This is a genomic window from Parendozoicomonas sp. 2304DJ65-17 (assembly GCF_058148445.1).
In genome coordinates this window covers 267,345-279,560 of sequence record NZ_JBYVJV010000005.1, presented here as the reverse complement: position 1 = coordinate 279,560, position 12,216 = coordinate 267,345, and the positions used below count along the sequence as shown (strand labels likewise).

Sequence of the window (12,216 nt, the reverse complement as noted above, 5' to 3'; positions counted from 1 at the left end):
CAACCGTAATCAATCTGATGTAAGGACAGGCGGTTATGTTTCAAATATTTACCAGTTTTGCTGACTGGCTTGTTTATCAGTTGATAGGGTTGTCTCCGGAAACTAAATCCGGCGAAGCACTACATTTCTTTGTGGAAGACACCACCAAAATTTTTGCTTTGTTAGTGGTGATGATTTATTTGATAGCCCTGATCAGAGCCTCTCTGGATGTTGAACGGGTGCGTGATTACCTTAGCGCTAAGCATCGGGGCATTGGTTATTTGATGGGATCTGGCTTCGGTACCATTACGCCGTTCTGCTCCTGTTCCAGTATCCCGGTTTTTCTTGGTTTTACCTCTGCGGGTATTCCGTTAGGTATAACCATGTCATTCCTGATTACTTCCCCCCTGATTAATGAAGTGGCTGTACTGCTTCTGGTTAGCCTTCTGGGTTGGAAGTTCACCTTCTTTTACGTCGTGATCGGTATGAGTGTGGGTATGTTGGGTGGTTTCTTCCTGGATACTATTAAAGCTGAGCGCTGGTTGCAGCCTTTTGCCCTGAAAGCCCTCAGGCATGGACAGCAACAGGAAAAAAACGACTCTGGTGAAACCACTGTAACGTCTATGACGCTGCAAGAGCGCCATAAGTTTGCCAGGGAAGAAACCCAGGAAATCTTCAGGCGTGTATGGAAGTGGGTCATTATCGGCGTTGGTCTGGGTGCCGCTCTTCACGGTTTTGTTCCTGATGGCTGGATTGAAAGCTATCTGGGTGATGGTCAATGGTGGTCGGTGCCGGCCTCTGTTGTGCTGGGGATTCCCCTTTACTCCAATGCAACAGGGGTCATTCCGGTGATGGAAAGCCTGATTATGAACGGGCTGCCTATTGGAACCACGCTGGCGTTCTGTATGAGTACCGTTGCTGCCAGCTTCCCTGAATTTATCTTACTCAAGCAGGTGATGCAGTGGCGTTTGCTGGCCACTCTGTTTGGCCTGCTGCTAGTGGCATTTACCGTTGTTGGCTGGATCTTTAACTTCCTTACTCCCTTTATCTGAACGGAGAAACATCATGAAAGAAATCAAAGTACTGGGCAGTGGCTGCAAGAAATGCAATCAACTTGTTGAACAGATCAAAGGAATGGCTGCAGAAGCTAATGCTGAGGTTTCCGTTGTGAAGGAAACCAACCTGGAAGCGATTATGGGCTACGGCGTTATGAAAACCCCTGCCGTTGTGATTGATGAAGAGGTTGTTCACAGCGGCTCTCTGCCGGATGAATCCATGGTCCAAAGCTGGTTGTAAATCTACTTGTGCGCCCCACTTTTACGAATAAGAAGTTCCTGTAATTGTGGGGTGTAGTGTTGTTGCATTTGATCAAGAACCTGAACGGCCAGAGCATCCCTTTGTTCTTTATCTATTTTGGGAAACATGTGCTTACTGGCTTTGTGGTACATTTTCAATTCCGGGCGGTCGTGAACTGGGAGGTTGGGGCTTTGGAAATAGGCTATAGAGGATACAGCTGTTAATTCACAGGGTAGTGTCGGGTCATATAGGCACTGCTCATGGATAGACCTCTGCCTTATTTTGTCCAGCAATTTTGCTAGTTTGTTGATATTGACAGGCATGCGCTTTTCATCATGTGTCAGTACGGTCCAGCCTGTTAATTCTTTCGATGTCTCCATAAAGTCACTGATGACTTCGTTTGGTACTCTATCCAGAGATCCTGAAATGCGAAGTGGAAAGTGTAATTCCTGACTTTGCAGCTGGGATAAAAGATCCCGTGCTCCAATGGGTAACTCCTGATAACCCATCAAAAAGAGTTTGTGTACAAGACTGCTGCCAAGTAACTGAGGGTGGCTGGCCATTGTGGTATGAGAGTCACCAGACAAGGAGACATTGGTATATTGTCCCGATGATGGGGTAGGGTTAAGCAGGTAATCGTTCAGGACATGAGCAAGAAATGTATAAGGTAAATACGACCAGGCTCTTGAAACAACTTTTGCGATAGCGGCAATGGTATTTTCTTGATGAGTTTTGAGGAAGGTTATTGTTGTTGGAAATGCTCTTAAAGGATTTTGGCAAAGCTTATTGAGTTCTATATAACGCGCGACATGGCGTTTCCATGCATCAGGTGAGATAAAGAATCCCTTATCTACATAGCCCTTACTAAAGGCCGGGTGATGTGGATCCTGATTGAAATACCCCAGAGCTTGATAAGCCGATTCCAGTGCCTGACAGGCCATGTCCTGATCGAACTCAACAGCAAAGCTGAGATCTGGCTTGTTAATCAGATCCACCCCCAGTGATGTATAGAAATCCCTCCACCTCTGCATAAGTGGAGCGTACTTTGAGAAAAATGGGAAGTGACCGCTAACGACCTGATGCAGGTGATGGTCGCCTGTTTGAATATTCAGCAGTGTTAATGTTTGTGCAGGATTAATGGGATTGACATGTGCCAAAGTCAGATTTCGGCTTCTACCACTGAAGAGCTGGCTTATTGTTGCAATAACCCAGTCTGGCTGTTTACCTTCAAAGCTATGGCTTAATAATGCAAAGCTCAGAGCGCTCATGAATTCAACACTACAGACGGGCTGTTGATATTCTTCGGAAAGGGAGGTGGAACTAAGCATTTGCGTGACAGAGTCCATCGTGGATGGACCTTGCCAGCTGCCCTGAAAGCTGGATGAAGACGCATTAGTGGAACTTCGACTTCTGTGGGTGCCGGTATCGGAGCCAGAGTGGTCAGATGAAAAACTGACACCGGATAGTTTGGGGGATATGCCTGTGGGTGTTGAAATCGGATAGGTTTGTGTACGCGTTTTGTGGCGTGCAATATTTGTGGGGGTGGAGGCTTGTTGAGTATATTGAACGGTGTGAAGTTGCCCCGTCATATCATTGCTTAACCGCCATAAGGTTCTGCGCACTTCGGCCTCTTTGGAAAAGTCTATCAAAATTGGGAAGCCCGCAGAATTCAGATCTACATACAATGGCGGCCTGTGGGTATGATCCAGAAACAGAGTTTGCATATCCCAGTTGGGGGAAGAAATCTCGGCAAAACTTTCCTGTAATATCGCATAATCCGCGGAGCTGATTTGAATAGTCGTATACCAAAACTTGTTCACAAGGTCTGTTTGTGTAGGCATTGGCGTTAAATACTGGCCTGCTCCCACCAGTTGCTCAGGTGTAATATCTTTGATGTACAGAGTTAAAAGATAATTGTCCGAATCTGCCTCTTTTCTGGCCAAAATAATGCTGACAAGGCGGGCTGTTAGCTCCTCATCCTGCATGTCCTCCATCAGGGGAGTTAACCCCTGATGTGCCATTGCCTGAGTAAAGGGCGCTGAAATAACCAATGGAGCTGACACGTCTGGTTCTGAATGGACTGTTGCCATTGAGAGTTGATCGAGACTTCTGATGAATGCGATGTATCCGCTTTCTGAGCTTTGGGCTATGTGGAAATACACCGGAGCAATATAGCCACGTACAGCTTTAACTGGAGAGGATGTGAAGCAGAAATAAAGACCGAAGATGGCTGTTAAAAAAAGAGGTATAAATCCCGAACAAGAGCCTCTCGTTCGAAGCTCCTGTCTGGTATGGAGGTAAAGACTATAGGTCATAGCTGTTTCCTCTCATGATCATTTTTCTGTTGATTGCGTTGGCATCCTGCGAATTGCAAATTTTCAGAAATACTAGCTAAAAAGTTTGCGCTTATTGGGAATATTTTCTTATAAACAAAAAAATCCAAGATTGGAGTGGCTATATTGAAGCTGTATGATTTCGCACTTTTAAAACTGTTCTGCTCATGAACCTTCTTCGCACAACCTGCCATCCTGACGTGGATAGCTCTAATCCCTCCCGTCTCAATCGTATTGCTGCCCGTGGAATTATTCTTAACGGTTCAAATATTCTGCTGATGTATACCGAGCGTTATCACGACTACAGCCTTCCCGGAGGTGGTGTTGATGACGGTGAACATATTATTGAAGGCCTGGTTCGGGAAATTGAAGAAGAAACCGGTGCCCAGAATATTCAGGTACTGGAACCCTACGGTATCTATGAAGAGTATCGCCCTTGGTACAAGCCAGAGCATGATGTGCTGCATATGGTTTCCCACTGTTATCTCTGCAGTGCCGATGAAGAATTGGGTGAAACCAGCCATGAGGATTACGAGCAGGCCAATGGTATGGCGCCTGTGTGGATAAATATTCATGAAGCTATCGGCCACAACCGTGAGGTTATGGCCAACAGTGATAAGAAAGGACTGTCTCTGGAAAGAGAAACCTGGCTGCTTGAGAAAATAGCCGGTGACTTTTGTTCTTAATTCAGACTAAAGCCCTCTCTCCCACTCATTGCGTAAGGGGATAGTTCCGGGCTGGTTAATAGCCGCTTTGACCGTGCTGAGAAGTTTCTGTTTGTCTTTTCCAAGAGTACCTTTCAGAACCAGATAATTTGAAGCATGGTCACTGCGGAAAATGGTTTTCTCCAGCTCTAATGTTTCCAGCAGTATTTCCATCTCCCGAAACAGTTCGGCCTGCTGGAGAGGTTGAAAATCACCTTTAAAGTTTTCCTTAAACCGTTGATCGCCCAAAGGGAATGAAACAACCAGTGTGGAAAGGTAATCCGGTTGAGCATCATTCATCAGCTTGGCGGAGTTGGTGGCGTGCTGCTCAAGGTATTTGCTGCCACCAAGGCCATTAAGAATCATTACTGAGCTTTTCATTCCGGCAGCACGAATTTTGTTCAATGCTGCCAGGGAGCTGTTGTAAGTTTCTCCCTTTTCTACCAGCTCAAGCACCTTGTCGTCCCCAGATTCACAGCCCACATACATCAGGCTTAGCCCCAGCTCTTGCAGTTCATGCAGCTCTTCAACAGTTTTGTTATTGAGGTTTCTCGGCAAACAATAAGAAGAAATGCGCTGAACACCGGGCAGGTATTTATGAATGGCTTCCAGAATCGCTTTTAACCGGCGGAATGACAAAGTCATAGCATCGCCGTCAGCGAGAAAAATACGCCTTACCGGCATATTGCTTTGGGCAATGGTTTGTAGTTCCTGCTCCAGATCTGCCTGGGATTTTGGGCGAAACTTTTTCTGCGGCTGGGTATACATATCGCAGAAGGTGCATTTGTTCCAGGAGCAGCCATTGGTCACTTGCAGGATCAGCGATTTCCATTCACTGGGTGGGCGAAAAACCGGTTCAATATAGTTGAGGTTATACATGGCGATTACGGCTTTGACTTGGATTTATATTGATCGCGTCTGGTAAAGCGGAGTCACAAAGAAAATGCGCCACTGCTAACAGTGACGCATTATAGGGAAGCTGTGGAATGTATTGTAGAAAACTGTTTATTACGCTGCTTTACCGAGCAGTTGATCTACAAGGTTCAGGAAACCATCCACATCTTCTTCTCTGGTGTCATGGGACGTGATCAGACGAACCAGATTTTTCTGCTCATCAAACACATAGAAAGGGTAGGCTTCCTGTAGTGGCGCAATAATATGTTTGGGCAGAGTAATAAACATCTGATTACTTTCCACAGGAAAAGCTGCCTCTACCTGTTCTCTGTTTTCCAGCCCTTGCCAAAGCCTCTGAGTCATACGGTTGGCATGAGCGGCAGCGACCATTCCCAGATCATCGGTAAACAAAGCCTGAAACTGGGCAGAAACAAAACGCATTTTTGATGCCAGTTGGAGGCCGAGCTTTTGCTGGCGACCAAAGTGCTCTCCCAGCTGCTGGTTGATAAACACCATGGCTTCACCAAACATCAATCCGGCCTTGGTACCACCCAGGCAAAGAATATCGGCGTACTGAGCCAGTTCCGCCAGAGAACAGTTCAGGGCTGCGGCAGCGTTATATAGACGACAGCCGTCCACATGAATTAGCAAATCCAGTTCATTACAGGTGTTGCGAATAGCTGCCAGCTCGTCAAGCGTATAAACAGTACCGAACTCGGTAGGTTGACTGATGCTGAGTACTTTTGGTTCCGTGGAATGAATGCCCCAGAAAGACTCTTTGTTATGAAGTTCTTTGATCGTATCCGGTGTTATCTTGCCGTTTTCACAAGGTGCGGTTAGAAGTTTTGTACCACAGATGTGTGCAGGTGCTCCGGTCTCATGGGTAACAATATGAGCTGTGTCCGGAGCAATAACACTCTGGAAATCTTTCAGCATCACCTTTAGAGCCAGAGTATTGGCTGCTGTGCCAGTACCAACAAAGTAAACGGGCGCTGTTGTATTCAGGGCTTCCTGAATCAGTGAAACAGCGTTCTTGGTGATTGGATCATTGCCGTAGGCAGGAACATGTCCAACATTGGCGTCTGTAAGAGCTGTAAGAACGGCAGGAAGGGCGGTTGCGTAATTGTCGCTGGCAAACGAAATCATAAAATAATTGTGGTTCTTTCCGTAGGTTTGATAGCAGATTCTGCCATCTTGTTTTTTTAATGGGCTGTCTCAGGTCATCAACCGTGATACATGAAAACACAAAGCCCGGTTTTATAAACCGGGCTTTGTGTTCGAACTTAAGGTTTGGAGCGATCAGGGTGCTTCAGCTTCTTTTTCCTTCTCGACTTCAACCTTCTGGATAGTAACTTCCGGTTCATCAACTTCCGGGCCACTGCTCCAGGTTACCTGACGAATGCTGTGGCGAATTTCGCTGGGCAGCAGACGACGGGAGTCTTCGGCCATAGCGACAATCCGGTCATCAAAGGCCAGATGACCACTTTCATCCTCTTCGAGTAAGGCCAAAGACTTCAGCTCACCGATAAAGTGACGGAACAGGGTTTTGTCGAAGAACTCTGGCGCATTTAAGCCGTGAAGCATAGACAGACGCTGAGACATCTCTTGGCTCTGTTTCTCCAGTTCTTGGGCATCCACATTGCCGGAACCATTGCGCAGCAAGAGGCTGACCACAACAAAGTAACGTTCCAGAGGTTGCTGAATAGCCCGGGACAAAATTGTCAGGGTAATAAATTCAGAACTGCTGGAATCCGGGCGAATAAAGGTTTCCCCTTCGCAGCTCAGCAGGCCAGCTTCAACCAGCGCTTCCAGCCACTGATTAACGACATCTGTCAGTTGATCATTGTCCCAGCGCAGGAATAACTCTGCTTTCAGGTATGGATAGAAGTTCTGGCAGTTAGCCAGGATTTCACTGCGCTCCAGCTGATAAGTATTGGAGTACAGGCGGCAGATCAGAGACGGAATCGCAACAAGATGGAGAATGTTGTTGCGGTAGTAAGTCATCAGAACAGTATTGCGCTCATCCAGGCAGATAATATCGCCAAGGCTGTCGGAACGACGCTCGACCATATTCAGTGCTTCTACCTGCTTGATCATGGCCTGACCATCCAGATCCGGGCGGGTGATGTAGTCACTGTAAGGAACCCGTGCCATCAGGGTATTCAGGGCATTCAGCAGTAGTACAAGCTCTTCTTCACCCAGTGCCATACGAGGCGTATTGAGCAGTGCGGTACCCACCATGTTTACAGCATTAATAGCTGCAGCATTGTTGATACTGCTGGCAATAGCTGTACCCAGATTGTCAGTGACATCCCGCAACCATGCCGGACGGTACTCTTCGTCATATTCCTGTTCCTGCCAGTCAGGCTGAACCTGATTCAGGAATTCACCCAGTTTGATGGGCTCGCCAAAGTTTACGAAAGCGTTGCCAAAGTTTTCTTTAAGAGCCGCTACTGTGCGAAAAATATCCAATGGTGATTCTTTCTTCTTCTGGGCACCGCGGAGTTCACCCATATAAGTACTGGCTTCCAGGACCTTTTCATAGCCCACGTAAACCGGTACCAGAGCGATAGGTTTGCTGTGGCTGCGCAGGTAGCTGCGTAGCATGATAGCCAGCATACCGGTTTTTGGTTTCAGGGTGCGGCCAGTGCGGGAGCGTCCGCCCTCAACAAAGAATTCTGTTGGGAAACCACGGGTGAACAGAGTATGCAGGTACTCATGAAACACCATCGAGTAAAGCTGGTTGCCTTTGAAACTACGGCGAATAAAGAAAGCACCACAGCGACGCAGGATAGAACCTACAATCGGCATGTTCAGGTTGATACCTGCAGCAATATGGGGAACCTGAAGGCCACGGTAATAAAGCACATAAGACAACAGCAGATAGTCTATATGGCTGCGGTGGCAGGGCAGATAAACAACCTCGTGATCCTTGGACAGCTCACGAACGGGTTCAATATGATTGACCTCTACGCCGTTGTAAATTTTGTTCCAGAACCAGGTAAGCAGCATATCCATAAAACGCACGACTGGGTGCGAATAGTCGGACACAATCTCGTTGGCGTATTTACGGGCACGCAGGTAGGCCTTCTCTTGAGAGATGCCTTGTTCCTGAACTTCTTTTTCAATGGCGCGGCGAATCACATCGGATTCCACCAGACCATCGACCAGTGTTCTGCGGTGTGAAAGGTCTGGACCATTTACAGACGTATGCAGCTGGCGGAAGTGAACGCGCAGAATACGATTGATTTTACGCAGGGTGCGTTCTTCATCCTGGCCTTCGTCCACAATCTCACGCAGAGACATCGGAGCATTGAAGTGCACCAGGGTCTGGCGACCGTGGAACAGCACGGCCAGGAATTTCTTGAAGCGACTGCCAACGTTGTAGTTCCAGGCAAACAGCAGTTTAAATGCAGACTGCTCTTTATCTGGCTGGCGTCCCCAGAAAACGCTGACTGGTACGATTTGTACGTCGGAACCATCGTTTTTGCTGATCGCCTGTGCAAGCCGCATCAGACGCGGCGCATTATGCATTTTCTCCCGACGCAGAATGACGCCTTCTGGCTTAGTCAGGAAGAAATAGGCATGGCTTTCATCAATATCCTGCCCGGTCATAGGTGCGTATGGACGCGGAAGGCCTGCCTTCAAGCACTCCCGGTCAAGAACCAGAAGGTCTGATAATGAGCGGCTGTGCAGCACATAAATAATGGGCTTTTTGCCATCAACTTCGTTGTCCGGCAATGGCGGAAGGGTACCCTGTACAGACGTCTTCACCCAAAGAAACATCAGGCGGCGTAACAGGTTAAAAAGGTATCGACTGATACTGACAGTTGTGTCCATGCTTATCTTTCAGCTTTACAGCATTGCTTTGTATTGGGGCATTCTATCACTCCTCTGGCACAGAATGTTGACTCGGTGCCTGAGGAGTTGTCTTCAACCGGGAATACTGGCTTTAAAATCAGGATGGCCAGTCAATCAGCTTTTCGTTGCCGTCGGTGCCTATTTCCAGCCATTCATCCATGTTTCCGGCATTTTCCTGCCAGAAAGAGGCGTTGCAGCGGACTCGTGCACTCAGCTTGGCGTGCGCTTCCCGGCCACATTCCGCATCACAGGACCAAGGCGTGTTGACGGAATCAAACCAGACGCTGGTCCACGCCTTACCCGAGGCATTTTCTACAATGTTCACCGGAATCACCCGCTCATCATGTATCACTTCCAAACTATGACTCCGGCCATGGGTGACAGGTTCCGAACAGCTGTCAAAACGATCGTCGAGCCATTGCAGAATGGATTCAACAGATTGTTTCATCAGATAAATTTCAATATCCGTCTGGGTGTCCATGGTCAGCCTCACAGCCTGCCGGGTTGATAGGTAATGGTATACAGGCGCATGTCGAGCTGACAGGTCAGCTCTTCCAGTTGTTCCAGTTTCTCACGCTGGGATGGCTTAATGTGCCAGAAGTGCGGAGTCATCGCCAGAAGGTCCATGATGGTTTGCTTTCCCTTGACATATAGCTTGTCTGAGACTGTATCTTTTTTCGTCAGTTCAAAGCTTTCTGGCAGTTTTTCCAGAAGCTTGTCTTCCGGATATGAGCGGACATCTTCATAAATTTCCTGTCGTAATTCCAGAAGATGATCCGGACCTGGGCCGAGAATAAGAATCTGCCCACCGGGCTTCAGCAAACGGCCAAACTCTTGCCAGTCCACACGGGAAAACACACTGATGATCAGGTCGGAACTGTTATCCAGCAGTGGAATATCCGCCACGCTGGCAACCAGCCATTGAGTGTTGTTTGTTGACCGTCGGCAGCATCGCTGAACAGCGGCCTTGGAAATATCAAAACCAACAATAGAGGCACTCGGCAAAACATTGGCCAGACGCTCTGTGTAGTAACCCTCGCCACAACCAGCATCCACGATCACTGGGTTGTTTTTACCCACGGTAGAATCAACAGCTGCCTTTTCCAGCGCTGAAGCGGGAGCATCGTAGAGATTGGTATCCAGAAACCGGGTACGAGCCTGCACCATCTCGGCACTGTCGCCGGGATTGGCACTGCGCTTTTTATGAGATGGCAGAAGGTTAAGGTACCCCTGACGGGCCCGGTCAAAACTGTGCCCGCTGGTGCAGGATGCACCGCTATCTGTAGAGGTCAGCAGTTGCCGGCATACCGGGCAACGAAGGGGGGATGGCATTATGTCTGTTTACAGCTGGTTACAAAGATGCGTAGTGTACAGCTCCTTGGTTTTTGCTCAAGTTAATGTGGCATAAACCATCTGTTTCATAAGACCTGTTGCTGTGCTCTGGAGCTGCTGGATTCTTGTTGGCTTCTCAACGGCCTGCAGGGCAAAAATATAGCCGCAGGCTGACTGTCCCTTAAAGTAATCCTTCAGCGATGAATAGCCCAGGTTCTCGAGAGTTTTTACGCTGCTGTCATCGCAAATCACATACTTGCCATTATTGGATTTGACGGTGAGATAATGCCCACCGGCGAACTGAGTATGTACAACTACACTTCGAACCCGGTATTTCTGTGGAACAGGGGAATCACCGGTTACCTTAACTTCGTCCCCAAACTTTTCAGCCTGATAACAAGGGATGACCAAGTCATCTTCAAAGTGTTCCATCAGGCTTTGCCCTTCTTTGCTCAGTCTTTGGGCTCTGCGCGTTGCCTGATCAAAACTATATAGTTTGGGCATAACAATTAATGACCTGGGAGGCCTGGCTCCGGTAAAGGCCAGTACCAGCTCTTTATGATCCTCAGTACCTTCCAGAAGCTTGTCTACCTCTTTTTTACTAGTTGGAGCTTTGTCCTCAGACTCAATAAGTTTTGCTTCGACCAAGTGTTTTGGTTGCCACTCGCAGCGAGAGTCTTTGTCCATAGGCTCTTTGGCCAGAAACTGGTCAGTACAGCCTTGAAGAGTAACGATGTCTTGTCGTGGCGTTTCCATACATAAAACTGCAGAGCGGTCACCGGAAGCACTGCCAAAGCGCTGTGTCAGTAAGGCATCTTCTCGTTGGAGACTGAATTTACTCAGAGTATTCAATGAGCTACTGTCTTCTGAGTTAAGGCCCAGCACATCATTAATAACATTCAGGAATTCCTGAGCATCCTGCTGAGAAAAGCAGCCATCATTGTTGTCAACGACCTTGAGGGCGGACTCTCTGTTAGTCGCCTTCGCAAAGTCTCTGTAACTTCTTACAAACTTTTTCATTTCGCTGTTAACTTTGGTTGAGTCCCAAGGGTCAGCGGTTAAAGCTGCACATAAAGTCCTTATGTCAGATCTAAGAGCGTAAAACGGGGTGTTTATATCCAAAGCTGATTTATTTGGAGGCGCGTTTCTTTCCAGTTCCTGAAATAAGGCATCAGGAATAGCACATGTGTAGGCTTGCTCAGAAATACCATGAAATGTGATGAAGTCTGCAACCATCTGCATGGCTGCATTCATAAAGCAACTGTTCCCTTGATTCATTAAACCGGGGCCAGCAACAGAGCTGGTAGGGATTAGTCTACCCAATATATTCGGCATGGAAGATTCCGCCCAGTCCACTGCTTTATAGGTCATACCAACAACCTGTTCTCGTAAACCAAGCCATGAGTATGAAGACGGTGGTTCGGATTGTGTCACCCGGGGCCTGCTGTAAGCTTCAAGATCAAAGCTCTGCTCACCATCTGCGAGTTCATCTTCTGAATCATCTGCGAAATCAGCGGGAACAAAGCAAACACCTCGCGGTACGCTTACAGTCTGCATCAAGCGGTTTGGATTTGTTGATGGTGTGTCACCGAGCCTGGCTATTTTTGCTGGCCGAGGGATTTGAGGCGGTGCACTGAAGCTGTGGACACTCCCAAGGGTAGAGTGAGAGCCCTGTCTGGATGTTCCCCCGGGTACCTCCCAAGGAAACCTGTCGCTGTCGTCTCTGTGACTGACGGAACGCTTTTCCCCTGTCTGTGGTGGGGACGGTGGTGGTGAACCAGGAACCTGTTGCATATCCCTTCAGTGACCTCCAAATC

General features: G+C 48.0%; 10 protein-coding genes. 3 read left to right on the top strand and 7 right to left on the bottom strand.

What is annotated here, in order from left to right:
• The first annotated feature begins 35 nt into the window (after positions 1–35).
• Positions 36–1,031 carry a permease gene (locus ACY2RR_RS14875; protein WP_490108945.1) on the top strand — a complete coding sequence of 332 codons (996 nt, stop codon included), beginning with the start codon at positions 36–38 and terminating at the stop codon, positions 1,029–1,031.
• 13 nt (positions 1,032–1,044) lie between these two features.
• The gene (locus ACY2RR_RS14870) at positions 1,045–1,275 is read left to right on the top strand and encodes a thioredoxin family protein (protein WP_490108944.1); all 231 of its coding nucleotides are present in this window, start codon (positions 1,045–1,047) and stop codon (positions 1,273–1,275) included.
• Between the two features lie 2 nt (positions 1,276–1,277).
• On the opposite strand, the gene ACY2RR_RS14865 is transcribed toward ACY2RR_RS14870, so the two are convergent.
• On the bottom strand, positions 1,278–3,338 hold the full coding sequence (locus ACY2RR_RS14865) for a hypothetical protein (RefSeq protein WP_490108943.1): 2,061 nt from the start codon (positions 3,336–3,338) through the stop codon (positions 1,278–1,280).
• 437 nt (positions 3,339–3,775) lie between these two features.
• On the opposite strand from ACY2RR_RS14865, the gene ACY2RR_RS14860 reads away from it, so the two are divergent.
• Positions 3,776–4,294, top strand: a complete 519-nt coding sequence (locus ACY2RR_RS14860; protein WP_490108942.1) for an NUDIX hydrolase — start codon at positions 3,776–3,778, stop codon at positions 4,292–4,294.
• A gap of 6 nt (positions 4,295–4,300) precedes the next feature.
• Here ACY2RR_RS14860 and ACY2RR_RS14855 read toward each other — a convergent pair whose 3' ends face one another.
• The 6 genes from ACY2RR_RS14855 to ACY2RR_RS14830 form a co-directional block, all read right to left on the bottom strand.
• Positions 4,301–5,191 carry a radical SAM protein gene (locus ACY2RR_RS14855; protein ID WP_490108941.1) on the bottom strand — a complete coding sequence of 297 codons (891 nt, stop codon included), beginning with the start codon at positions 5,189–5,191 and terminating at the stop codon, positions 4,301–4,303.
• A 129-nt stretch (positions 5,192–5,320) separates the two neighbouring features.
• Positions 5,321–6,352, bottom strand: coding sequence for a threonine aldolase family protein (locus ACY2RR_RS14850; RefSeq protein WP_490108940.1), 1,032 nt, complete (start codon positions 6,350–6,352; stop codon positions 5,321–5,323).
• Between the two features lie 153 nt (positions 6,353–6,505).
• On the bottom strand, positions 6,506–9,046 hold the full coding sequence (plsB, locus tag ACY2RR_RS14845; protein WP_490108939.1) for a glycerol-3-phosphate 1-O-acyltransferase PlsB: 2,541 nt from the start codon (positions 9,044–9,046) through the stop codon (positions 6,506–6,508).
• Positions 9,047–9,164: 118 nt separating this feature from the next.
• On the bottom strand, positions 9,165–9,548 hold the full coding sequence (locus ACY2RR_RS14840; RefSeq protein ID WP_490108938.1) for a hypothetical protein: 384 nt from the start codon (positions 9,546–9,548) through the stop codon (positions 9,165–9,167).
• Positions 9,549–9,556: 8 nt separating this feature from the next.
• Positions 9,557–10,399, bottom strand: coding sequence for a putative RNA methyltransferase (locus ACY2RR_RS14835; protein WP_490108937.1), 843 nt, complete (start codon positions 10,397–10,399; stop codon positions 9,557–9,559).
• Positions 10,400–10,456: 57 nt separating this feature from the next.
• Complete coding sequence (locus ACY2RR_RS14830; RefSeq protein ID WP_490108936.1) at positions 10,457–12,193, bottom strand: ubiquitin carboxyl-terminal hydrolase family protein; 1,737 nt, start codon at positions 12,191–12,193, stop codon at positions 10,457–10,459.
• Positions 12,194–12,216: the final 23 nt, after the last annotated feature.